The organism is Leisingera sp. F5 (assembly GCF_001593695.1).
On the sequence record NZ_LUKH01000043.1, the window covers coordinates 1 to 22,737 of the forward strand.

Annotated in this window: 18 protein-coding genes; 10 read left to right on the forward strand and 8 right to left on the reverse strand. The window is 63.3% G+C overall.

All coding sequences use genetic code 11. The features are described from left to right. Positions 1-703 precede the first annotated feature (703 nt). The 5 genes from A2I95_RS21155 to A2I95_RS21175 all read left to right on the forward strand — a co-directional run bounded on the left by A2I95_RS21155 (position 704) and on the right by A2I95_RS21175 (position 6,044). Positions 704-1,843: an acyl-CoA dehydrogenase family protein gene (locus A2I95_RS21155; protein ID WP_291732986.1), complete on the forward strand. Its 1,140-nt coding sequence runs from the start codon at positions 704-706 to the stop codon at positions 1,841-1,843. Between the two features lie 47 nt (positions 1,844-1,890). Next, positions 1,891-2,937 (forward strand): enoyl-CoA hydratase/isomerase family protein, encoded by a 1,047-nt coding sequence (locus A2I95_RS21160; RefSeq protein ID WP_291732988.1) that lies wholly within the window; start codon positions 1,891-1,893, stop codon positions 2,935-2,937. Continuing rightward, complete coding sequence (gene mmsB, locus A2I95_RS21165) at positions 2,934-3,809, forward strand: 3-hydroxyisobutyrate dehydrogenase (RefSeq protein WP_291732990.1); 876 nt, start codon at positions 2,934-2,936, stop codon at positions 3,807-3,809. The genes A2I95_RS21160 and mmsB overlap by 4 nt, the downstream gene beginning before the upstream one ends. A 212-nt stretch (positions 3,810-4,021) precedes the next feature. Continuing rightward, complete coding sequence (locus A2I95_RS21170; protein WP_291732992.1) at positions 4,022-5,593, forward strand: Hint domain-containing protein; 1,572 nt, start codon at positions 4,022-4,024, stop codon at positions 5,591-5,593. A gap of 97 nt (positions 5,594-5,690) precedes the next feature. After that, positions 5,691-6,044: a hypothetical protein gene (locus A2I95_RS21175; protein ID WP_291732994.1), complete on the forward strand. Its 354-nt coding sequence runs from the start codon at positions 5,691-5,693 to the stop codon at positions 6,042-6,044. Positions 6,045-6,060: 16 nt separating this feature from the next. On the opposite strand, the gene A2I95_RS21180 is transcribed toward A2I95_RS21175, so the two are convergent. After that, positions 6,061-6,831: a helix-turn-helix transcriptional regulator gene (locus A2I95_RS21180; protein ID WP_291732997.1), complete on the reverse strand. Its 771-nt coding sequence runs from the start codon at positions 6,829-6,831 to the stop codon at positions 6,061-6,063. Positions 6,832-6,952: 121 nt separating this feature from the next. On the opposite strand from A2I95_RS21180, the gene A2I95_RS21185 reads away from it, so the two are divergent. Beyond that, positions 6,953-7,387: an excinuclease ABC subunit A gene (locus A2I95_RS21185; protein ID WP_291733000.1), complete on the forward strand. Its 435-nt coding sequence runs from the start codon at positions 6,953-6,955 to the stop codon at positions 7,385-7,387. A 118-nt stretch (positions 7,388-7,505) separates the two neighbouring features. Here the strand turns inward: A2I95_RS21185 and uvrA are convergent, their stop codons facing one another. The 5 genes from uvrA to A2I95_RS21210 all read right to left on the reverse strand — a co-directional run bounded on the left by uvrA (position 7,506) and on the right by A2I95_RS21210 (position 15,577). Then, positions 7,506-10,364, reverse strand: coding sequence for an excinuclease ABC subunit UvrA (gene uvrA / locus A2I95_RS21190; RefSeq protein WP_291733002.1), 2,859 nt, complete (start codon positions 10,362-10,364; stop codon positions 7,506-7,508). 261 nt (positions 10,365-10,625) lie between these two features. Next, complete coding sequence (locus tag A2I95_RS21195; protein ID WP_291733005.1) at positions 10,626-11,795, reverse strand: MFS transporter; 1,170 nt, start codon at positions 11,793-11,795, stop codon at positions 10,626-10,628. Between the two features lie 133 nt (positions 11,796-11,928). Continuing rightward, complete coding sequence (lpdA, locus tag A2I95_RS21200; protein WP_291733007.1) at positions 11,929-13,323, reverse strand: dihydrolipoyl dehydrogenase; 1,395 nt, start codon at positions 13,321-13,323, stop codon at positions 11,929-11,931. Positions 13,324-13,585: 262 nt separating this feature from the next. After that, on the reverse strand, positions 13,586-14,164 hold the full coding sequence (locus A2I95_RS21205) for a DUF924 family protein (protein ID WP_291733009.1): 579 nt from the start codon (positions 14,162-14,164) through the stop codon (positions 13,586-13,588). A gap of 138 nt (positions 14,165-14,302) precedes the next feature. Further along, positions 14,303-15,577, reverse strand: coding sequence for an MFS transporter (locus A2I95_RS21210; protein ID WP_291733010.1), 1,275 nt, complete (start codon positions 15,575-15,577; stop codon positions 14,303-14,305). On the opposite strand from A2I95_RS21210, the gene A2I95_RS21215 reads away from it, so the two are divergent. After that, positions 15,553-15,768 (forward strand): hypothetical protein, encoded by a 216-nt coding sequence (locus tag A2I95_RS21215; protein WP_291733012.1) that lies wholly within the window; start codon positions 15,553-15,555, stop codon positions 15,766-15,768. The two genes, A2I95_RS21210 and A2I95_RS21215, sit on opposite strands and share 25 nt — an antisense overlap. Here the strand turns inward: A2I95_RS21215 and queA are convergent. Both queA and A2I95_RS21225 read right to left on the reverse strand, forming a co-directional pair. After that, a complete protein-coding gene (gene queA / locus A2I95_RS21220) occupies positions 15,744-16,829 on the reverse strand; it encodes a tRNA preQ1(34) S-adenosylmethionine ribosyltransferase-isomerase QueA (protein ID WP_291733015.1) in 1,086 nt (361 codons plus the stop codon). The genes A2I95_RS21215 and queA overlap by 25 nt on opposite strands. A 61-nt stretch (positions 16,830-16,890) precedes the next feature. Next, positions 16,891-20,346 (reverse strand): AsmA-like C-terminal region-containing protein, encoded by a 3,456-nt coding sequence (locus A2I95_RS21225; protein WP_291733017.1) that lies wholly within the window; start codon positions 20,344-20,346, stop codon positions 16,891-16,893. A gap of 50 nt (positions 20,347-20,396) precedes the next feature. Between A2I95_RS21225 and A2I95_RS21230 the strand changes: the two genes are divergently transcribed. The 3 genes from A2I95_RS21230 to A2I95_RS21240 all read left to right on the forward strand — a co-directional run bounded on the left by A2I95_RS21230 (position 20,397) and on the right by A2I95_RS21240 (position 22,564). Then, positions 20,397-20,858 carry a peroxiredoxin gene (locus tag A2I95_RS21230; protein WP_291733019.1) on the forward strand — a complete coding sequence of 154 codons (462 nt, stop codon included), beginning with the start codon at positions 20,397-20,399 and terminating at the stop codon, positions 20,856-20,858. Positions 20,859-21,115: 257 nt separating this feature from the next. Continuing rightward, a complete protein-coding gene (locus tag A2I95_RS21235; protein ID WP_291733021.1) occupies positions 21,116-21,958 on the forward strand; it encodes a ferritin-like domain-containing protein in 843 nt (280 codons plus the stop codon). A gap of 96 nt (positions 21,959-22,054) precedes the next feature. After that, entirely contained in the window at positions 22,055-22,564 is a 510-nt protein-coding gene (locus A2I95_RS21240) for a hypothetical protein (RefSeq protein ID WP_291733023.1), read from the forward strand. Positions 22,565-22,737 lie beyond the last annotated feature (173 nt).

The window sequence follows — 22,737 nt, forward strand, 5'->3', positions numbered from 1 at the left end:
ATCCACATCCGCATCGCTCTCATCAACCGCTTCTACGCCCTCGGCACCGCCGAGATCGTTCGCGTGGCGTGACGTCAGTGGGGAAAGGGGATGTCACGCCGCAAGCATGAGTTCTGCAACAATGCCGCTCGAAGCGGGCCATTGAAATCAGGTAAAAGAGAGCGGGCCTCGTTACAGATATGCGTGGCACAGGCTCAGCAAATCGCCTGCGGTTTCCCGGCGTCTAGCGGTGATGAGTTTGACCAACCTCCGCTTCCTGCGCAAAGCGGACGAGATGTCTCGCGTGAGATGCACCCGCAGCGAACGGCTGCAAGGTCCCACGTCATACTTAAAACACCCCTTTAAGCACCCTTTAAAACCCTCCGCCGCCCGGCGTTTTTTTACGCTTTGGGCGGCGGATTGCCCGGTATTGAAACGGGAAGTGTCCCTTACTGCAACGGGAAGTGTCCCAAAATCCCGGCGTCAAACCGCAGGACCGGCGGATTTCCGGACTGGATAAACCCCGGTTTTACGGCTAAAAATCAGGGAATTCGCAAAAACGGTTTGCTGCAACGGGAAGTGTCCCGCACTGCACGCGAAATGTCCCGCTACATACAGCAATCCTGCACGGCAGCTTTGCATTTGCGCAGCTTGCCTCAGCCCCGCCCGCCCGTTATTAAATAAACAACTGTTCAATTCATCTGAGCGACGGGAGGCGCGGCTCATGGATTTCGCACTGACAGAAGAACAGCAGGCCATTTTCGACATGGCCCATGCATTCGGCCAGGAAAACATCGCACCGCAGTCCCGCCAGTGGGAAAAAGACGGCACCATCCCCAAATCCCTGTGGCCGCGGCTGGCAGAGCTGGGGTTCGGCGGGCTTTACGTGTCTGAGGAATACGGCGGGTCAGGTCTTTCCCGCCTGGATGCCACCCTGGTGTTCGAAGCCCTGGCGATGGCCGACCCCGCCGTTGGTTCGTTCCTGTCGATCCACAACATGTGCGGCGGCATGATCGACAAGTTCGGCTCGGAAGAGACCAAGCAGAAATGGCTGCCCGCCCTTTGCACCATGGAGAAAGTGTTCTCCTATTGCCTGACCGAACCCGGTTCCGGTTCCGACGCTGCGGCCCTCAAAACCCGCGCCGAGCGCAGCAATGAAGGCTATGTGCTGAACGGCACCAAAGCGTTCATCTCCGGCGGCTCTTATTCTGACGCCTATGTTGTGATGTGCCGCACCGGCGAAGACGGCCCCAAGGGGATCTCCACCGTGGTGGTCGAGGACGGCAATCCGGGTCTGTCGTTCGGCGCTCTGGAGGATAAGATGGGCTGGAAAGCGCAGCCCACATCGCAGGTGCAGTTCGACGATTGCGCGATCCCCGCGGACAACCTGATCGGCGAGGAAGGCAAGGGCTTTTCCTACGCTATGGCAGGTCTTGACGGCGGCCGCCTGAACATCTCGGCCGGTGCCTTGGGCGGCGCCCAGACAGCGCTGGACCAGACCGTGCAATACATGTCGGAGCGCAAGGCCTTCGGCAAATCCATCAACCAGTTCCAGGCGCTTCAGTTCCGGCTGGCGGAATATGAAACCCGGCTGCAGGCCGCCCGCACCTTCCTGCGTCAGGCGGCGTGGAAACTGGACACCGGCGCCCATGACGCCAGCAAGTTCTGCGCCATGGCCAAGCTGATGGTCACCGACACTGCCTTTGACGTTGCCAACGGGTGTTTGCAACTGCATGGCGGATACGGCTATCTGGCCGATTACGGTGTTGAGAAGATCGTCCGCGACCTGCGCGTCCACCAGATCCTGGAAGGCACCAACGAAATCATGCGCCTGATCGTCGCGCGCCAGTTGATTGCAGACTGACCCAGCCTGCGTCAGGATTGCAGCTAAATTCAGTTGGAGCACGTCCGATGAGTGATATCCACATCCGCAAAACCGGCCAGGCCGGCCGCATCACCTTTACCCGCCCCAAGGCGCTGAACGCGATGAGCTATGAGATGTGCATGGCGATCGATGCCGCCATGCGGGATTGGGCCAATGACGACAGCGTCAAGCTGGTAGTGATCGACGCCGAGGGCGACAAGGCGTTCTGCGCCGGCGGCGACATTGCCGAGCTTTATGATACCGGCACCAAGGGCGATTACAGCTATGGCCGCACCTTCTGGCGCGATGAATACCGGCTGAACGCGCTGATCTTTGAATACAAAAAACCTGTGATCAGCTTCATGCAGGGCTTCACTATGGGCGGCGGTGTTGGCATCGGCTGCCACGGCACCCACCGGGTGGTGAATGAAACCAGTCAGATCGCCATGCCCGAGGTCGGCATCGGTTTGGTGCCGGATGTGGGCGGCTCGCTGATGCTGGCGCTGGCGCCGGATCATCTGGGGGAATACCTCGGCATGAGTGCGGCCCGGATGGGCCCTGATGATGCGATCCTTGCAGGCTTTGCTGACTATTTCATTCCGCAGGACGGCTGGTCCGCGCTGGTCGCCGCGCTGGAGGAAACCGGCAGCGCCAAGCTGGTGGAGGACGCCGCCCGGCCCGCCGCGGAGGGCAAGCTGCGCGGGCTCCGCGAACACACGGCCAAACACTTCGCCAAGGACACGCTGGAAGACATCTTGACCAGCCTCCAGGCTGAGGACAGCGACTTTACCGCCGCTGCGCTGAAGTCCCTGAACCGCAATTCCCCGCTGTCGATGGCCTGCACATTGGAAATGCTGCGCCGCCTGCGCGCCGATGGCCCTGCGATCCGCCGGGCGCTGGACCTGGAATACCGCTATACCTTCCGCGCCATGGACAAGAGCGATTTCCTGGAGGGCATCCGGGCCCAGATCATTGACAAGGACCGCAATCCGCAATGGCAATATGCGGGCCAGGCTGTGCCCGCTCAGGCGGTTGAGGACTTGCTGGCGCCCCTGGGCGCAGATGCGCTGACATTTGAGGAGGAAAACTCATGAAGATCGGATTTATCGGGCTTGGCAACATGGGCGGGCCGATGGCCGCCAACCTGGCCAAGGCAGGCCACGAGGTCACCGGTTTCGATATGGCCGATGTCAGCATCGAAGGCGTGACCATGGCCGCCACCGGCCCCGAGGCCGCGGCAGGTGCCGATGCGGTCATCACCATGCTGCCCAACGGCGCCATCCTGCGCCTTGTCGCCGCTGAAATCATCCCGGCCATGGCCAAGGGCGCGGCCTTTATCGACTGCTCCACCGTCGACGTGGACTCGGCCCGCGCGGTGGCCGAACAGGCCCAGGCCGCGGGTTTGCTCTCCGTTGATGCCCCGGTCTCCGGCGGCATCGGCGGCGCCGCGGGCGGCACGCTTACCTTCATGGCCGGCGGTTCGGCAGACGCCTTTGCCGCCGCGGTGCCGCTGTTCGGCATCATGGGTCAGAAGGCCGTGCACTGCGGCGAGGCCGGCGCCGGCCAGGCCGCCAAGATCTGCAACAACATGATCCTGGGCGTCACCATGATCGCCACCTGCGAGGCCTTTGCGCTGGCCGACAAACTGGGTCTGGACCGGCAGAAGATGTTCGATGTGGTCTCCACTTCCTCCGGCTACAGCTGGACCATGAACGCCTATTGCCCGGCACCCGGCGTCGGCCCGCAGTCGCCTGCCGACAACAGCTACCAGCCCGGTTTTGCCGCGGAACTGATGCTCAAGGATCTGGGCCTCAGCCAGCAGGCTGCCGAAAGCGCTGATGCCGACACGCCGATGGGCGAGTTGGCGATGGCGCTTTACAAGAAATTCGTCGAGGACGAAGACGGCAAGGGCATGGATTTCTCTGCCATGCTGCCGCGGTTTGAGAACCGCAGCCGCGACGGCTGACAGCGCGCGGCCTCAGGCCCGGTTCCCGGAAAATACCTGTCTCAGGCGGCCCGTCACAGGCCGCCTTTTTCATCTGCTTTCTCCGAGAATACCCGTAAAATTCGAATAAACTCCCGAATTCCGGCACCGGTCTGCCACAGTTCCGTCTCAGTTGAGCAGCATTCCGGTAAGCGATCGTTAACCCTCGCGCACCCGGAGGCTTGCTGCCCGATATGGCCACGGCAACGGAACTGAACATCAATTCTTCCGCGACCGCCACCCAGATGGCGGAGGAGATCTTTGGCGACGGCGTTACCGTCAACAGCGCCAGCTACAGCGGCGACACCCTGTCGTCAGGCATTTACACCGGCGCCGATACCACCTCTCCGGGGGTAGCGCCTGCGGACTCAGGCGTGATCCTGTCGACCGGCTATGCCCGCGACTTCACCAACAGCAGCGGCACCACCAACACCAACGTCCGAGGCAACACCAGCACCAATACCACCGGCGCAAACAACGACGCTGATTTCAACGCCCTGGCAGGTGCTGCGACCCGCGACGCTTCCTTCCTGGAGATCGGCTTCACCCCTGTCGGCGACACGCTGACCATCGATTTTGTGCTGTCGTCCGAGGAATATCCGGAGTTCGCCAATTCCCAGTACAATGACGTGGTCGGGGTCTGGGTGAACGGGGTCGAGGCTCAGGTGTCCATCGGCGATGGCACTGCCTCCATCGGCAATATCAACGATGGCACCGAAAACATCTATGTCGACAACACCGGCGACCAGTTCAACACCGAAATGGACGGGTTCACCATAACCCTGACATTTGTCGCCCCGGTGAACCCTGGCGTGGTCAACACCCTTAAAATCGGCGTCGCAGATACCGTGGACAGCAGCTATGACACCAACCTGCTGATTGCCGGCGGCTCGGTGCAAACCGCCGTGGTTGCGCAGGACGACCAGGAAGACATCGCCATCAATAAAACCCGGGTTGTGGATGTTCTGGACAATGACAGCGCCACCGCCGGCACGCTGACCATCACCCATATCAACGACCAGGCGGTGTCTGCCGGTGACACGGTCATCCTGACCACCGGTCAGGAAATCACCCTGAATGCCGACGGCACCCTGACCGTGGTCACCGACGGCGACCTGGAAACCGTCTATTTCAACTACACCGCCGACAACGGCCTCGGCAACTCGGACACCGGCCTGGTTGAGATCAACCAGACGGTTCCCTGCTTCCTGCGCGGCACCATGATCCGGGTGCCCGGCGGCGAAATCCCGGTTGAGGATCTGCGCCCCGGCATGGAGGTTCTGACCTACGACAACGGCCCGCAGGTCCTGCAATGGGCGGGCAGCCGCCGCATCGCCTGCACGCCCGGGACCGCTCCGATCCGCTTTGCCAGGGGCAGCTGCGGCAACACCCGCGACCTCTATGTGTCACCGCAGCACCGGATGCTGGTTTGCGGCAGCCGCGCCGAGCTGCTGTTCGGCGAGGATGAGGTTCTGGTCAAGGCCAAGGACCTGGTGAACGACAGCACCATCCGCCCGGCGCTGGACCTGCAAGAGGCGGAATACGTCCACCTTCTGTTCGGCCGCCACCAGATTCTCTGGGCCGACGGCGCCCTCAGCGAAAGCTACCAGCCCGGCCCCCAAACAGCAGCAGGATTTGACGCCGGCACCCTGGCGGAAATCCGCGAATTGTTCCCGGAACTCTGCGCTGAAACCGGCCGCGGATACGGAAATGCGGCGCGGCTGGCCCTGCGCAGCCACGAAGCGCGGGTTCTTGCCGCTGCGTAAGCGGCGCAGGCGGGCCGCCGCCGCCGGCTTTACAGCTCTCTTGGATTTTGCGCCTGGCCCGTTATGTCAAAGGCGACCAGGAAAGGACCCGCCGTAAATGGTACGCCGTTATTTTGTTTCCATCATTGTTCTCGCCGCCACGTGTGCTGTGGCTATCCCGCTTGCTGCAGGCAATGGCATGGGGCATGGCAAGTCAGACCAAGCAGGCGTGCACTGCCCGGCGGGCCTGGCCAAGACCTCATCGCATTGCGTGCCGCCAGGCCATGCCAAGAAGTTCTACCGCCGCGGCGACCATATTCTGGATGAGTACATCTGGATCGGGAATCCCGGGCAATGGGCACCGGACCCTTTTGGCAGCTATGTTCAGGCCGGCGGCTATGTCTACCAAGTGAACCGCGAGACCCAGAAAGTGCTGCGCCTGATCGGCGCGGAGGCTGACCTGGCGAACTGACCGTTCGCGCCGCCTGCTAGAGACCGCCCATTGCGGCCATCGCTTCCCGCGTGGCCTCATCAGCCGGAAACAGCATTTCGATCCGCAGCTCCGCCATCGCCAGATCACCAGTGCCGCCGAACTGGGTAATGGTGGAAAAGAACGACAGCACCTGCCCGCCCATCCGGTAGCGGGCCGGGATCACCGCGGGCAGTTCCCCCTCCGGTGCGCTGCCCGAGGCCGCCACAGACCGCTGCAGCCGCTCCACCGCCTGTTCCAGCACCGGATCTTCGCCAAAATGGGCCAGCTCGGTTCTAAGCCGGGCCAGGCTCAGCCGTTCGACATCCTGCAGATTCTCCAGCACTGCCCGCAGGCCGGCGTTCTCCAGCAGGGCCTCGATCAGGCTGCAGCCCGGGCTGATCCCAACGCCTTCAAGCATCAAACCCGCGGGTCGGTTCAGGCGCAATAGCTGCCAATGCCGGTCGATCATCAGCGCCGGAAAAGGCTCATGCGCTGCCATCATCTGTTCAGCGGCCTGCTTCAGCGGCGCCAATTCCGCATCGTTCAGATGCCGCCGGGCAAAGGCAGGCGCCAGACCGGCAGCCGCCAGCAGCTGATTGCGCGCCCCGCCCGGCACCTGCAGCTCATCGCTCAAACGCAGCACCATGCCGCGGCTGGGCCGCGACCTTCCGCTCTCCAGAAAGGACAGATGCCGCGCCGACACCCCGGCCTCCAGCGCCAGTTCCATCTGGCTCATCCGCCGCAGGCCGCGCCATTTTTTCAGAACCGTGCCAAAACCTTCCGCCATCCGCCGCCTCCGTTTTCCACAGCATAGACGGGCACGGCCGGGAGTTCACTTACCTCCAGGGTAATTGTTTCGATTCCGTGTCTGACCGCATCCTGCGCGCAGACATCATCAGGAGCTTCCAATGACCCACGCCGCATCAATCCGCATGCTTAAGATCGTCTCAATCCTCGCCGCCGCCTTCGGCCTTGCCATGGTGCTGGCGCTGGCCACCCCGCTGGGCACGGCACTCGGCCTGTTCATCGATCTCGCCTTCCTGCCGGTGGACGGCGCCCAGGCGCTTACCCCCGGCGCGGCCTCCCTGATGACCGCCATCAGCGGCGGGCTGATGTGCGGCTTCTGCGTGCTGATCTATTTGGTGACAGAGCGTGTTTACAGCACCGATCCCGCCCTGGGCCGCCACCTGCTGATCCCGGCCCTGCTGGCCTGGTACATCCCCGACAGCCTTGGCTCCCTCGCCGCCGGCGCCTGGTTCAACGTGGTGATGAACACCGCGTTCCTGCTGCTGTTTTTGGTGCCGCTGATGTTTGCACGCCCGACTGCACCGCAAACCGCCTAAGAAAGGGGGCGCCACAGCCTCCTGTTCACCTTTGCGCAAATACTCCGGGGTGAATTGGCCGAAGGCCAAGAGGGGCAGCGCCCCTCATCCTTCCCCGGCGGGGCAGCGCCCCTCTCACTTACTCCGCGGCCACCTTCCGGGCCGCCAGAATGTCCTTCAGATACCGCCCGGTGTGGCTGCGCGGCTGATCGGCCACGGCCTCGGGCGTGCCCGCTGCAACAATCTCGCCACCGCCATCACCGCCTTCCGGCCCAATGTCGATGATCCAGTCGGCGGTTTTGATCACATCCAGATTATGCTCAATCACCACCACAGAATTGCCTTGCTCCACCAGTTCGTGCAGCACTTCCAGCAGCTTCTTCACATCCTCGAAATGCAGCCCTGTGGTCGGCTCGTCCAGAATGTAAAGCGTCCGTCCGGTGGACCGTTTCGACAGTTCCTTGGACAGTTTCACCCGCTGTGCCTCGCCGCCTGACAGCGTGGTCGCCTGCTGACCTACCTTGATATAGCCAAGACCCACCCGCATCAGCGCATCCATCTTGTCGCGGATCGCAGGCACCGCCTGGAAAAACTCCTGCGCGTCCTCCACCGTCATGTCCAGCACATCGGCGATGCTCTTGCCCTTGAATTTGATCTCCAAAGTCTCGCGGTTATAGCGCGCACCCTTGCAGGTCTCGCAGGTCACATAAACGTCGGGCAAAAAGTGCATCTCGATCTTGATGACCCCATCGCCCTGGCAGGCCTCGCAGCGCCCGCCCTTGACGTTGAAGGAGAACCGCCCCGGCTTATACCCCCGCGTCTTGGCCTCCGGCAGGCCGGCAAACCAGTCGCGGATCGGAGTGAAGGCCCCGGTATAGGTCGCCGGGTTCGACCGCGGCGTGCGCCCGATCGGGCGCTGATCGATGTCAATTACCTTGTCCAGATGCTCCAGCCCCTTGATGCTCTCGCAAGGCGCCGGCGTCTGCCGCGCGCCATTGAGGCGCATTGAGGCAGTCTTGAACAGCGTCTCAATCGTCAGCGTCGACTTGCCGCCACCAGAGACGCCGGTCACACAGACAAATTTGCCCAGCGGGAACTCAGCCGTCACCTCTTTCAGATTGTTGCCAGTGGCCTTGACCACCTTGATCTTCTTCTTGTTGCCCTTGCGCCGCTTCACCGGCACCGCGATTTCCCGCGTGCCTGCCAGATATTGGCCGGTGATCGACCCGGTATCCGACGCAATCGCTTGCGGCGTGCCGTGGCTCACCACCTCGCCGCCATGCACACCGGCGCCGGGGCCGATATCGAACACATAATCCGCTTGGCGGATCATGTCCTCGTCATGCTCCACTACGATCACCGTGTTGCCCTGATCGCGCAGGTTCTTCAGCGTGCCGATCAGCCGGTCGTTGTCGCGCTGGTGCAAACCAATCGACGGCTCGTCCAGCACATAGAGAACCCCGGTCAGGCCGGATCCAATCTGCGACGCCAGACGGATCCGCTGGCTTTCGCCGCCCGACAGGGTGCCGGAATTTCGGCTAAGGGTCAGATACTCCAGCCCAACGTTGTTCAGGAATCCCAGCCGCTCGCGGATTTCCTTGACGATGGCGCGGGCGATCTCCTGTTTCTGCAGGCTCAGATGGTTCGGCACATCCTCGATCCAGGCCAGCGCCTCGCGGATCGACAGCTGCACCACCTGCCCCGCATGCACGCCGGCAATCTTCACCGCCAGCGCCTCATCACGCAGCCGATAACCCTCGCAGTGATGGCAGTGGCGGTTGTTCTGGTAGCGCTCGAATTCTTCGCGAATCCAGTTGGAATCGGTTTCGCGGTAGCGCCGTTCCATATTCGGAATGACGCCCTCAAAGGTGCGCTCCACCTGATAGACCCGCCCGCCCTCGTCATAGCGGAACATGATCTCTTCTTCGCCCGAGCCATAGAGGAACACCTGCTGCACCTTCTCGGGCAGATCCTTCCAGACGGTGTTCTTGTCGAACTCGTAATGCTTGGCGATGGCCTCGATGGTCTGCAGGAAATAGGGCGACTTGCCCTTGCGCCAGGGGGCCAGCGCGCCGTCATAGACCTTCAGGCTCTGGTCCGGCACCACCAGCCGCTCGTCAAAGAACAGCTCAACCCCCAGGCCGTCGCATTCCGGGCAGGCCCCGAAGGGCGCGTTGAAGGAGAACAGCCGCGGCTCGATCTCCGGGATGGTGAAACCGCTGACCGGGCAGGCAAAATTCTCACTGAACGTGATCCGTTCCGGATCGCCCTCCTTTGGGGCGGTTTCCAGAATAGCGATGCCATCGGCCAGGTCCAGCGCGGTGCGCAAGCTGTCCGCCAGCCGGGTTTCCATGCCCTCGCGGACCACCAGCCGGTCCACCACCACATCAATGTCATGGCGGAACTTCTTGTCCAGCGTGGGCGGCTCGTCCAGTTCATAGAACTCCCCGTCCACCTTCACCCGCTGGAAACCCTGCTTGCGCAGCTCCAGGAATTCCTTCTTGTACTCGCCCTTGCGGTCCCGGACGATCGGCGCCAGCAGATAGCCGCGGGTGCCGTCCTCCATTTCCATGATCCGGTCGACCATGTCCTGCACCTGCTGCGCCTCGATCGGCTTACCGGTGGCCGGGCTGTAGGGCGTGCCGGCACGGGCAAACAGCAGCCGCATATAGTCATAGATCTCGGTCACCGTGCCCACGGTCGAGCGCGGGTTTTTCGACGTCGTCTTTTGCTCAATCGAAATTGCCGGGCTCAACCCGCTGATGTGATCCACATCCGGCTTTTCCATCATATCGAGGAACTGCCGTGCATAGGCGCTCAGGCTCTCGACATAGCGGCGCTGGCCCTCGGCATAGATGGTGTCGAACGCCAAGGACGACTTGCCTGAGCCGGACAGGCCGGTGATCACCACCAATTCATCACGCGGAATATCCACGTCGATGCTTTTCAGATTGTGCTCGCGCGCGCCGCGCACTTCGATGGATTTCAGCTCAGCCATAATGCCCCCGTGCCCGCGCCTGCCAAACCAGCGGCAAACGCCCGCCATACAGATAGGGAATGCACCAGGAAACGCCAAGCCCAAAAAGAGAACATAGGGCGAACAGGTTGAAACTTGCTGACAGCTGCTGTCAGCAGCCGGAAAACACATGTTTTCCGGCTCGGAATTCGGCGCGAATTCCGGCGCGCCGCGCGCCTTGCGCGGCGCTTGGCCCAACGGGAACGGCCCTTTTCCAGGGCCAGTGACGGGCGGGAGCCTCCCTCAGCCCGGCCCGCGCCGCCGTGCGGCCAGCAGCTGATGCACCGCCGCGCCGCACAGAAACAGCACCAGCAGCACGGCCATCATGCCGCCAAACCCGCCCAGCGACAGGGAAAGCACCATCAGCGGCGTGCCAACGGTGTTGCCCAGATTGCCCATCTGCGCCATCGCACCGCTGGCCTGCGACCGGTCTGCCGCACTGCCGTTCAGCTGCGGCACCGCAGCGAATGAGCCGCCCTGCACCAGCCCCATCGCGCCCGCCATGGCGATACAGGCGGCCGGCGCACCAGGCATCATCCACAGCCATAGCGCAGCGGCGGCACAGGCCAGGAACCCAAGCTGCGCCAGCCGCACCCCCGGCAGGAACCGCAGCAGATACACGCCTAACGTCATCGACACCGCAATACTGGCAAGCGGCATTGCCCCCAGCACGAAGGCCCGCATGTCCGCGGCGATATAGGGCGGGATCACTGTCAGCACCGCCACAAAGCAGCAGGTGTAAAACAGCCAGCCCGCAGCCGGCGCCGATATCCATGGGGAGCGGTAGACGGGCAGATGCAACCCCGGCAATTCCGCCAACCGCGGCAGCGGCGCCCGTTCTGGCACCGGCACACCGCGCAAGGCAAAGCCCAGCAGCAGTGCCAGCGCTGCCATCACTGCCGCATGGCCGCCGAACAGCGCCAGCAGACCCCAAGCATCAGCCAGCGGCAACCCGAACCAGGCCAGCAGGGTAAAGGCGACGGCAAAGAACGTGCTCCACAGGGTCATCGCCAGCCCCCGTCCCCGCTCCGAGCTCAGCTGCGCAATCAGAACAGGTCCGGCCACAACCACGCCCAGATGCGACAGCCCCTCGACCACACGGGAGGCCAGAAACAGGCCAAACGGCAGATGCAGCGCCTGCAAGGCCGACATCGCCGCCCCCGCCCACAACGCCCAGACCAGCGTGCGCCGGTAGCCAAAAGCCGCCACATACAGCCCCGCCACCGCGCCCAGCAGAATACCCAGTGTGCCAACCAGCGAGACGGAAAAGCTGAGCGCATTGCCTGCCTGCGGGTACAGTTCGCCCATCCGGCCGAAGATCACCGAAATCTTGCCGTATTGCGCGGCAGCCCCCAGGCCCGCCGCCCAGACCGCCAGGATCAGCCCCCAGCGGGAGTTTCCGGATGCCGTCATGGCCGCTGCCCCTGTTGTTTCTCTTGTTCCGCATCTGGTTACCCCGGACAATACCCATAGGCCAGAGCGCGGCCGTCAAAGAAAAAGGCGGCCCGTCACAGGCCGCCTGTTCAAACTCCGCTGCATGAGCAACTTACATATGGATCACCCGGTCATAGGCATCCAGAACGCTCTCATGCATCATCTCTGACAGCGTCGGATGCGGGAAGACGGTGTTCATCAGGTCTTCCTCGGTGGTTTCCAGCTGGCGGCCCACCACATAACCCTGAATCAGCTCGGTTACTTCCGCACCCACCATATGCGCGCCCAGCAGCTCGCCGGTCTTGGCATCAAAGACGGTTTTCACCATGCCCTCGGCCTCTCCCAGCGCAATCGCCTTGCCGTTGCCGATGAAAGGGAAGCGGCCGACCTTGATGTCGTAACCCAGTTCCTTGGCCTTCGCCTCGGTATAGCCGACGGAGGCCACCTGCGGCTGGCAATAGGTGCAGCCCGCAATGCTTTCGGGCTTCACGGGATGCGCGTGTTTGCCCGCAATCAGCTCTGCCACCATGACGCCCTCATGCGACGCCTTATGCGCCAGCCAGGGCGCGCCGGCGATGTCGCCGATGGCATAAAGCCCGTCAACGCCGGTGCGGCAGTATTCATCTGTCACAACATGGGTGCGGTCGACCTTGACGCCCAGACCTTCCAGCCCCAGGCCCTCGACATTGCCAACGATGCCCACGGCGGAAATCACGGTGTCGAAGTCCTGTTTCTCGACCTTGCCGCCAACCTCGATATGGGCCGTCACTTTCCCCTTACCGCGGTCCAGCTGCTTGACCATGGCTTTCTCCATGATCTTCATGCCCTGTTTGACAAAGGCCTTCTTGGCGAATGCGGAGATTTCGGCGTCTTCAACCGGCAGCACCCGGTCCATTACTTCAACCACCGTCGTATCTGCGCCCAAGGTGTTGTAGAAGCTGGCAAATTCAATACCGATGGCACCCGAGCCGATAACCAGCAGCTTTTTCGGCATCCGCACCGGGTCCAGCGCGTGCTTGTAGGTCCAGACCAGATCGCCGTCGGCCTCAAGCCCCGGCAGTTCACGCGCCCGCGCGCCAGTGGCCAGCACGATGTTCTTCGCCGCCAGCTCTTCAGTGCCCTTATCGGTCTTGACCGACACCTTGCCCTTGGCCGGAAGGGACGCCTCGCCCATCACCACGTCGATCTTGTTCTTCTTCATCAGATGGCCGATGCCGGAGGACAGCTGTTTCGCCACCCCGCGCGAACGTTTCACCACCGCGTCCAGATCATAGCCGATGTTCTCTGCCTTCAGGCCGAAATCCTTGGCCCGCTCCATCAGGTGAAACACCTCGGAGGAGCGCAGCAGCGCCTTGGTCGGGATACAGCCCCAATTGAGACAAATACCGCCCATGTGCTCGCGCTCGACAATGCAGGTTTTCAGACCCAGCTGTGCGGCACGGATGGCCGCGACATAGCCCCCCGGCCCGGCGCCGATTACGATCACGTCATAAGATTGTGCGGCCATAGTGCTCCCTCGCCCTCGAACAGGTTCCAAAACTAGTTTACCGTTAAACTATTTTTTTCTGCGCTGCAATCATCCTCTGCTGCGGCATAGCGGCCATGCAAGAAACAGCGCACTGCCGCCTGAACAGGCTATGCCGCAGGTAAACATCCTGCCAGCACATTCTTGCATTCACCCGGAAAACACAGCGGCCGTCCCCAATAGAAAACGCCGCGTCCCTTTCAGGGCGCGGCGTTTTCTATTGGTTCAGGTCCAGAGGGCAGGTTCAGCCGGCAGCTTGCACCTGCCGCACAGTCTCGCCGTAGCCGCCCGCCATCACATAGTCCAGCTCCGGCGCGGTGCTGGCGCGGTGCAGCGCCTCGTTACGGTAAGGGAAGCGGCCGAACTGGCGGATCACCTCGCGGTGGGCCCGGGCATGCAGCAGGTTGCTGGTGCCGGTCTTGGGCATCCGTTCCAGCATCAGCCGGATGCAGCGTTCCTGATCGCACAGGTTCTCGGAATGCATCAAGGGCAAGTAGAAGAACTGGCGCGCCGGTTCGTCGATCTTCTTGTCCCATTTCTTGTTGATCGCCACCTTGGCCGCCGACAGCGCCGCCCGGTCAGAGGCGAACGCCTTGCCTTCGCCGCGGAACATGTTGCGGGGGAACTGGTCCATCAGGAGGATGTAGGCCAGCGTGCCGCTGGGGTAGGTCAGCCAGAAGGAAAACCTGCCTTCGCAGGCCTCCTCCCAGGTCTTTTGAAACTTCGTGCGGATCACCTGATCCAGCGCGTCATCCTGCAGATACCATCTCTTTTCTCCAACCTCATCGAGCCAGAATGCAAGTATCTCTTCGGGACCAGTCATCGGTCGTAACTCCAAGTTTTTCCTGACCCTAACTTCAGGCCATTTTACATTACCTTTACAAGTAACCTTGGGTCACAAATTGCGACAGGCAAGCCCTCTGTGTGAAATAATCCTCACAATTCCGGCTGGTTAGCGCAATCAATTTTCCTCGGCGGCGGTTTCCTGCTCTTCCAGCTCGGTTTCGATGGCGTATTCCTGGGCGAACTCGACCGCTACAGGTGTAGAGCTCGGATACATCGGCGCAAAGCTCCCGGTCTCATCAACCGGTGTCGCAGCGCGCTGTGTCATGCGGTAGGCCGCATAAACGGCCATGACAAACATCAGCGCCGCAATCAGCGCAAAGAAGCCTGCAGGGCCGAACACCGCGTCGCTCATCAGCCAGCCGGTGATCATCGGGCCGGCAATCGCACCCAGCCCGTTGATGAATACCAGACCGCCCGATGCCGCCGCCATGTCCTCATGCTCAAGATAATCATTGGTGTAGGCGATCAGCAGCGAGTACAGCGGATTCGACAGGCCGCCGATGATAAAGGCCGCCCCCAGCAGCATCTTGAAGTCGGTGCCGTAGATAAAGCCGATCACAGCCCCGCAGCCGCCCACTGCGGCAACGATCATGATCAGCAACCGCCGGTCCATCCGGTCCGAGACCCAGCCCAGCGGATACTGCAGGATGGTCGCCCCGATATAGAAGGTGGCGATAAACAGAGACAGGTTGCCCAGGCTCAGCCCCGCAGCGGCGCCGTAAACCGCACTCATCCCGAACTGGGCGGAGAACACACCGCCCAGAATGAACATGCCGACGCAGCCCAGCGGCGAAATCCGCATGATCTCGCGCAGGGTCATGGGTTTGGTGGTATCAAATGCCGGGGTTGGCGAGATCGACAGCAGAATGGGCGCAAAGGAGATCGAAACCAGGATCGACGCGATGATGAACGCCTCGTAACCGGCTGGATCACCGATCTGAATCAGCCCCTGCGCAGCGATGATACCGACCATCTGCACGATCATGTACAGCGACAGCGCCTTGCCCCGGTTGGAGTTGTCGGCAGAATTGTTCAGCCAGCTTTCCGCGGTCACATACACGCCGGAAAAGCAGAACCCGATGATCACCCGGCCCAGCCCCCAGGCCACGGTGCTGGGCAGCACCGGGTACAGGATCATCACTGCGGAAATGAACGACGCCAGCGCCGCAAACACCCGCACATGGCCGACCCGGCGGATCATCTCCGGCGCCAGCCGCGAGCCGCCCAGGAAGCCGACGAAATAGGCCGCCATCACGATCGACATTTCAAAGGTGGAAAACCCTTCCAGCTCCCCCCGCACGCCCAGCATGGTGCCCTGCAGGCCGTTGCCGACCATCAGCAGCATCATACCCAAGAGCAGCGCCCATGCGCTCGACAGCACCTGCAGCATTTTATGCCTCCTTTGAAAGCAAAGCAGCCCTCCACAAGGGACGGGCTGCCATCACATTTGAATGTTATGTACGTGCGATCAAGGCTCGCTTGGCCGGTATCGCTGATTCAGATTTCAATTTCATGACCCTGCTTGCACGCTCGTTGGCCATGGTTGCGGCGCTTGTCTATGGATTCGCGTCGCTTTTCTGAGGTGTATCCGCCTTCGCCGGGATCAAAAGCGACGCGTCGCCATAAGAAAAGAACCGGTAGCGGTTCCCCACAGCATGTTCATAGATCCGGCGGATCTCTTCCTGCCCCATCAGCGCTGACACCAGCATCAGCAGGGTGGATTTCGGCAGGTGGAAATTGGTCATCAGCGCATCCGCCACCTGAAAGGCAAAGCCCGGATAAATGAAGATATCCGTATCGCCTTCCCAAGCGTGGATCTGCCCGTCCCTCGCGGCGCTTTCGATCAGCCGCAGCGCGGTAGTGCCAACCGGGATCACCCGCTTTCCTGCGGCCTTGGCGGCGGCAATCTCTGCCGCTGCCTGTTCACTGACCTTGCCCCATTCGGCATGCATCCGGTGGGTGGTCACATCCTCGACCTTGACCGGCAGGAAGGTGCCCGCGCCCACATGCAGCGTGACATAGGAAACCTCCACCCCGCGCGCCTTAAGCGCTGCCAGCAGCGGTGCATCGAAATGCAAGGAGGCGGTCGGCGCCGCGACCGCGCCGGTATTGCGGGCCCAGACGGTCTGGTAATCGGTTTTGTCCTGCTCATCCGCGGCGCGTTTGGCGGCGATATAGGGCGGCAGCGGCATCGCGCCGGCCTCAGCCAGCGCTGCGTCGAAATCCGTGCCGCTCAGATTGAAACGAAGATGCCCCTGACCTTCGGAAATACCTTCCAGCGTTGCGCTCAGATCGTCGGAGAAAACAATCGCCTCACCCGGCTTGATCTTCTTCAGCGGTTTCAGCAGTGCGGCCCAGGTGCCATCGGCGCGCGGCTCCAGCAGGGTCGCCTCAATCTTGGCGGCCACGGCCCCTTGCGCGCTGTCACGGTGGCGCAGCCCGCTCAGGCGTGCCGGGATCACCTTGGTATCGTTCAGCACCAGCCGGTCGCCGGGCTGCAGCCAGTTGACCAGATCCGTCACCCGGCCGTCATGCAGGCCGCCCTCCGCAGCCACCAGCAGCCGCGCCGCGCTGCGCGGATTGGCAGGCCGGGTGGCAATCAGATCGTCGGGCAGGTCGAAGTCGAAATCGCTGAGTTTCATGTCGCGCGCTATAGGCTGTGCTGCAGGGGAAATCTACGGTGTTTTTCACTGTTTGTCAGGGTCACTTGTCGGCGCCCCGCGGTGTCCGGAACTGTCTGCGCTCTTCTTGCGCGGCTTCTTCTTCCGCCGTGAAGGCGCGCTGCTGGCCTGGCACTTTGGGCGCCGGCCCGCGGAAAATTTCCCGCAAAAAGCCCGGCGCAAGCCCCGCCAGCGGGTTGACCGAGACCGCAGGATCATCCGCCGTGCCGCGCAAGGTGAAGGTAAAACCAATCAGCCCCTCGCCGTCGCGCGGCGCCAGGATCCGGCCGATTGCGTTGACCAGGTAGATCGGTGAAATCACTCCGCGCATGTTCAGGCGGCGGTTGTTCAGATCATAATTGCCGTCCAGCGACAGCCCCATCGACGGGCCGACCGCGCTGCTTTGATGCAATATCAGATGCGAGGCGCCCAGCCGGAACCGCCCCTCCATACTGGTGAACAGGATGCCCTGGCCGGTCATCTCATCCAGCAGCCCGATCAGGCTGATGGCATTCAGGATCGCCGCCATCGACGGCGCATTCTGCACCCGGATATTGCGCACATTGACCTTGCCGTCATATTCGCCCGGCTTGTCCGCCGGGATCAGCGTCATGTCAAAACGGCCGCCGCGGCCGTGCTCGAACATGCCTGCCGAGCGGAACACCCCGCCTGCGTCATTGGCCCGGATCCGGGCCGCCGTGCCGCCGTTCTGCGGCACCACCGTGCCCGCCACCGGGGTCTGGCCGTTCAGGCGGGCGGTGAACTCGCCGTTCATGCCGCCTTGGCTGGAAAACCGGCCCTGGAAGTTCTGCAGCCCGATACTGTCGGTCACCTGCAGGTTTTGCAGCCGCAGTGTTATCGGGCTCGATCCGCCGCCGCCGCCGCTGCTGCCGCTGGCTGAGGTTGCCGAAAACGGCGAGCGGTTCAGATCCAGCCGGCCGCCGGTCACCTCGATGGCAGGCGGCGCGGCACCGCGCCCCCGGAACGTCACGGATCCGCGGAACCAGTCACCGGCCCGCGCGGATGAGAACACCGCCTGATCCAGCCCGCCGCCCTGGCGTGTGGACACCTGGCCGGTGGCGGCCAGCCCCGGCGCCTGCAACTGCAGCTGTTCTACCGTGGCGGTTTTACCCAGCAGCGCCGATACCGACAGCTCCCCCTTTGCCGCCTCGCCTTTACGCCAGCTGATCTCCGGGATCCGCAGGCCAAGCCCTGCCAAATCCGATTGCAGCTCCAGACGCGGCGGCGCATCCGGCGTCAGATCCACTGAATACTGCCCCTGGCCCTTGCCAAAGACCGCCCCGCGCGGCAGGCCAAGGTTAAAAGCCTCCACCGCCTGCGCCGACAGTTCGATGGTCCCGTCCACCCGGCTGTCCGGCGGCGCGTCCTTGCCGATCCGCTGCTGCCACGAGGCCGTCAGCGGCACCCCTGACAGGCTGCCTTTGCCGCTGATCCGGACCTGGCCCTGATCGCCGGTCACCTCCAGCACCGGTGCGGCCGCCACATGGCCCGGAACCAGCTTGCCACTCTCCACTGCACGGATCCTGCCCTGATAGTGATACAGGATCTCCTCTACCGGCACCTGCTTTTGCAGCGGCAGCGCCAGCGTTCCCTCCGCCTCCACCAGCCCTTCGGCAAGATCCACCGGCAGGCCGGCCTTGTCCATCACCTGCAACGGCTCCCGGTTCAGCAGCGACAGCGCCGCCGTGGCCGATCCGCGCGCCATGATCCGGGCAATGCCGGGGGTGCCGTCCTTGGCCGACACATCCGGAATGATGAAGGACGTGCCCGCCACCTCAACCTCGCCGCCCTGCTCAGCCGTCACCGTGCCGCCAGAGGCCGTCACAACAAAGCGCTGGCCGTACAGGCTGAGCTGCCCGGAGGCGTTCTGCACCGGCGGCATGAATTTTTGAAACACCACCTCGGCGCCGCCGAACGCCAGATCCAGGCTGACAAAGGGCTTGCCGCTGCCGCGCCCGCGCATGTGGAACCCGACATTGCGCACCTCGCCGTCCCGCAGGTTCTCCCGCACCCAAATACGCGGGTTCGGCGCCAGCGGCTCCGGCCACAATTCCTTGACCCGCTGGACAGAAACCTGATCGACGCTGCCGTTCAGGTCGTAATCCCAGCCCTCGGGCCCGGCGCCGATGTCTCCGTCGAAATGAATGCGGCTGTCTCCGTCACGCACCAGCATCTCGCCCAGGCGCAGCCGGAACGGCGCGAGGCTCAGATCAAAATCCGCATCAACGCCGGGAAACTTGACAGGCGTTTCAAACAGGCGGCGCGGGTTCAGCTCCAGATCGGAAAACCGCAGCTGCCCGACCAGCCCGGTCAGCTGCCCGTTTTGCACACCCGCCAGGCTCGCCTGCCCCTGCATTACCCCGGATCCCCAGCCGCTTTGCACGCTGAGTTCGGAAAACTTCAGCAGCTGTCGCGCCGGGTAATAGGTGAAATAGCTGCGCGCGCCGGTAATCGGCACCGGCCGGGTCTGGGCAGCCGGCTGGATCACACCTTCGCCGATGCGCAGGCTGGCCTGCACCGGCGCAATCCCGCCATCGCTGAACACCTCGCCGCGCAAAGAACCGGAAATCGGCGCCCGCAGCACCCCCAGCCAGCCAAGCGCCGGGCTTTGCAGGGCGATATCCTCGCTGGCGATGTCCGACACAAGAATTCCGAATTCCGCGCCGGGGCTGCCGATCTCAGAGGTATAGCTGGCCTCGACCGTGCCCACGCCGCCGCGCCCGCTCAGGACCGAAAACGCCGCGGACAGGGACACTGTGCTGCCGTCGCGCTTCAGACCGATCCGGCCGCCGTCCAAAGTCCAGGCCCGGCCCAGCCGGTCGTCCGTATAGGACAGCGTCAGCGCGCTGGTCTCCATGCCGGCAAGGGCGGCCAGAACCGGTTTTTGCAGCTGGCTGTCCCATTGTTCGATCAGCTCCGCCAGATTGCCCGCCTGCCGTGACGGCAGGCCGCCATTGGCAAAGCTGATCGCAAAGGAGCCGTCCTTGTTGCGCCGCAGGGCCGCAAACAATCCGCTGAGCGAGATCCGCTTGGGCTGCAGCTTGCCGCGCAGCAGCGGCCGCATCGCCAGGCTGGCCTGGGCATCGGCCAGCTGCGCAAACAGCGTGCCATCCGGATGCCGCAGCACCACATCCTTCAGGCTGACCCGCGGCCGCAGTCCCTCGTTGACGACCACGTGGATAGCGCCGAATTCGATCTGCAGCCCGTTCAGATGCCGCTCGATCCGGGTTTCCACCCGGCTCCGCACCCACTCCGGCGCATCCAGCCGGGTGCCGATCCCGAAATAGATGGCCCCGGCGCCAAGGAAGCTCAGCAGCGCCAGCATCCAGATGCACCCGCGCAGCAGCCGCCAGCGCCAGCGGCGGCGCCCAGGCCGCACGCTGGTTCCCGCAGCGGGACCGGGCACCGGCACCGCCTCAGCGGCAGCGCTGTTATTCTCGCCGGCAGGTTTGATCTCAGCTTTCCCTTTGCTGCTCATGGGTTATGTTTGCCGCGCAGTGAATTGCGCAAATGACCGGAGACAGGCCAATGCCCGACGTATCAGATCCCGCCCCTTCCTTTACCCTGCCCCGCGGCGGCGGCGGAGAGGTCTCTTTGTCCAGCCTGCAGGGCGCGCCCGTGGTGCTGTTTTTCTATCCCCGCGATAATACCCCCGGCTGCACCAAAGAATCCATCGGCTTTTCAGAGGCTTTGCAGGCATTCGCCGATGCAGGCGCTCACGTTTTCGGGATTTCCAAAGACAGCCTGAAAAAGCATGAGAATTTCACCGCCAAACACGGGCTGACCACGCCGCTTTTGTCCGATGCTGACAGCACCGTCTGCGAGGATTACGGCGTCTGGAAAGAGAAGAACATGTACGGCAAAAAACACTGGGGCATTGAACGCTCCACCTTCCTGATCGGCGCCGACGGCCGCATCGCCCGCGTCTGGCGCAAGGTCAAGGTCGATGGCCACGTGGACGAGGTGCTGGCCGCCGTCCAGGCGCTCTGATCCGCCAGCCGGGGCTCTCCCGCCCGCTCTGGCAGCTCTTTGGCAAGAGCAGCCCTCACCGTTGGGTCCGGCGCCGCCCGCGGGGCGGCGCGCAGCGCGCCAAGGCGCGCTGCCATGCCCAAGGCTGCCAGCCCGAAACTTTCCAGGGATCAGTCGGCTGATCACCCGCAGGCGCGGGAGCACCGTTGTTTTCCGCTCTGGACTCCGGCGGCCAAATCAGGTGAACCCGGCGCACACCGCCGATTGAGGAGACCCGCATGGACACCCAGCCCCTTTCGCTTGCCGAACGCGCCGCCGAGGTGCTGACAACCGCTGACGGGCGCGCCAAGACCGCGCTGTCCCGCCGCCATGCTGCCGAGTGGTTCGCTTACCGCAAAGGCGACGCACCGGAGATCGCTATCGGCACCGCCGCGCCGCCGATGCACCCGGCCCGCCCCCTCCAGCCGGAGCTGCTGCATCCGCGCGACGTGCCCAAGCGCAAACCGGGGTCCGAGGCCGGCCGCATCGCTTTGCTGCACGCGGTGGCCCATATCGAACTCAATGCCGTGGACCTGCACTGGGACATCATCGCGCGGTTTTCCCATGTGCCGATGCCGATGGGGTTCTTTGACGACTGGGTCCAGGCTGCGGATGAGGAATCCAAACATTTCAACCTGATGTGCGACTGCCTTGAAGCGCTGGGCAGCCATTATGGCGCCCTGCCCGCCCATGCCGGCATGTGGCGCGCCGCCGAGGACACCGCCGATGACCTGATGGGCCGCCTCGCCGTGGTGCCCATGGTGCTGGAGGCGCGCGGCCTCGACGTCACCCCCGGCATGATCGGGGTCTTCCGCAAAGCCGGCATCACCCAGGCCGTGGACGCTCTGGAAGTGATCTATGCCGAGGAAGTCAGCCATGTCGCCTATGGCTCCAAATGGTTCAACTTCCTCTGCGGGAGGGACAATCTGGACCCGAAAGAACTGTTCCACGCGCTGGTGCGCAAGTATTTCCACGGGCCTCTCAAGCCGCCCTTCAACGAAGAAAAACGCGCCGATGCCGGCCTGCCGCCGGATTTCTACTGGCCGCTCGCAGATCACGTGAAACCGTTGCCGGGCTGGTAGGTCCCCGTCCGCCTTTGCCGGCCGTAGCGGAGGGCAGTCTTTACCTGAGCGCCGCCGGGGCCTAGACTGGAAAGTCCCGGAAACCCGGATGGATCCATGTTCGAGAACGACTTTCCACTGCTGAGCACCGCCAGCCTGGTTGCGCTGATCCTGCACAAGGCCGCCGCCGGGCCGATCTCCTTGGACAGTTGCGATGCCGCCCTCGCCGCCCTGTTTCAACAAGCCAATGAGCGGCCGGCACTGCCGCCGGGAGAGCTGCGCGAACGGCTGGCAGGCCATCTGTCGGACCTGGAAACCGCCCGCATACTTGAACCGGCGCGGAACGGCAGCTGGAAGCTGACCCGCCGAGGCAGACAGGCGCTGCAACAGCACCCCGAAGGCCTCGATCAGACCGACCTTGCCAGATATCCGGAATTTGCCGCCCACCTGCGCGACACCGCCCACCACGCCTGCGGCATGGACCCGCGGCAGGACCGTTTTGACGAGGGCTTTCAGGCCTGCATGACCGGCCAGCCCTTTACCGCCAACCCTTATGCCTTTGATAACGCCGATCATCAGGCCTGGGAAAGCGGCTGGACCGAAGCGCAGGAGGAACGCCAGGGCTGACCGCCGGGCGCGGCCGGGCCACGGCCCCGGCCTGTTGCGGCCCTGCACCCCTTCGGCAAATTTCCGCCCATCTCCCCCCCGGACCGGCGCGTTCGGCGCCCGATGGGTCAACAGGCTTGCCCAATCGCCCCGCCCTGTCTATTCACTTCGCCCAAGGCACCGGCTCCGCCTTG

What these genes read in the sequence shown, in the direction of transcription:
- A2I95_RS21235 (WP_291733021.1), top strand. Translation starts at nt 21,116, where the DNA reads ATGGACACCCAGCCCCTTTCGCTTGCCGAACGCGCCGCCGAGGTGCTG.
- A2I95_RS21170 (WP_291732992.1), top strand. Translation starts at nt 4,022, where the DNA reads ATGGCCACGGCAACGGAACTGAACATCAATTCTTCCGCGACCGCCACC.
- A2I95_RS21215 (WP_291733012.1), top strand. Translation starts at nt 15,553, where the DNA reads ATGCGCTCGACAGCACCTGCAGCATTTTATGCCTCCTTTGAAAGCAAA.
- A2I95_RS21155 (WP_291732986.1), top strand. Translation starts at nt 704, where the DNA reads ATGGATTTCGCACTGACAGAAGAACAGCAGGCCATTTTCGACATGGCC.
- A2I95_RS21230 (WP_291733019.1), top strand. Translation starts at nt 20,397, where the DNA reads ATGCCCGACGTATCAGATCCCGCCCCTTCCTTTACCCTGCCCCGCGGC.
- A2I95_RS21195 (WP_291733005.1), bottom strand. Translation starts at nt 11,795, where the DNA reads ATGACGGCATCCGGAAACTCCCGCTGGGGGCTGATCCTGGCGGTCTGG.
- A2I95_RS21175 (WP_291732994.1), top strand. Translation starts at nt 5,691, where the DNA reads ATGGTACGCCGTTATTTTGTTTCCATCATTGTTCTCGCCGCCACGTGT.
- A2I95_RS21180 (WP_291732997.1), bottom strand. Translation starts at nt 6,831, where the DNA reads ATGGCGGAAGGTTTTGGCACGGTTCTGAAAAAATGGCGCGGCCTGCGG.
- A2I95_RS21205 (WP_291733009.1), bottom strand. Translation starts at nt 14,164, where the DNA reads ATGACTGGTCCCGAAGAGATACTTGCATTCTGGCTCGATGAGGTTGGA.
- A2I95_RS21185 (WP_291733000.1), top strand. Translation starts at nt 6,953, where the DNA reads ATGACCCACGCCGCATCAATCCGCATGCTTAAGATCGTCTCAATCCTC.
- A2I95_RS21240 (WP_291733023.1), top strand. Translation starts at nt 22,055, where the DNA reads ATGTTCGAGAACGACTTTCCACTGCTGAGCACCGCCAGCCTGGTTGCG.
- queA (WP_291733015.1), bottom strand. Translation starts at nt 16,829, where the DNA reads ATGAAACTCAGCGATTTCGACTTCGACCTGCCCGACGATCTGATTGCC.
- A2I95_RS21210 (WP_291733010.1), bottom strand. Translation starts at nt 15,577, where the DNA reads ATGCTGCAGGTGCTGTCGAGCGCATGGGCGCTGCTCTTGGGTATGATG.
- lpdA (WP_291733007.1), bottom strand. Translation starts at nt 13,323, where the DNA reads ATGGCCGCACAATCTTATGACGTGATCGTAATCGGCGCCGGGCCGGGG.
- A2I95_RS21160 (WP_291732988.1), top strand. Translation starts at nt 1,891, where the DNA reads ATGAGTGATATCCACATCCGCAAAACCGGCCAGGCCGGCCGCATCACC.
- uvrA (WP_291733002.1), bottom strand. Translation starts at nt 10,364, where the DNA reads ATGGCTGAGCTGAAATCCATCGAAGTGCGCGGCGCGCGCGAGCACAAT.
- mmsB (WP_291732990.1), top strand. Translation starts at nt 2,934, where the DNA reads ATGAAGATCGGATTTATCGGGCTTGGCAACATGGGCGGGCCGATGGCC.
- A2I95_RS21225 (WP_291733017.1), bottom strand. Translation starts at nt 20,346, where the DNA reads ATGAGCAGCAAAGGGAAAGCTGAGATCAAACCTGCCGGCGAGAATAAC.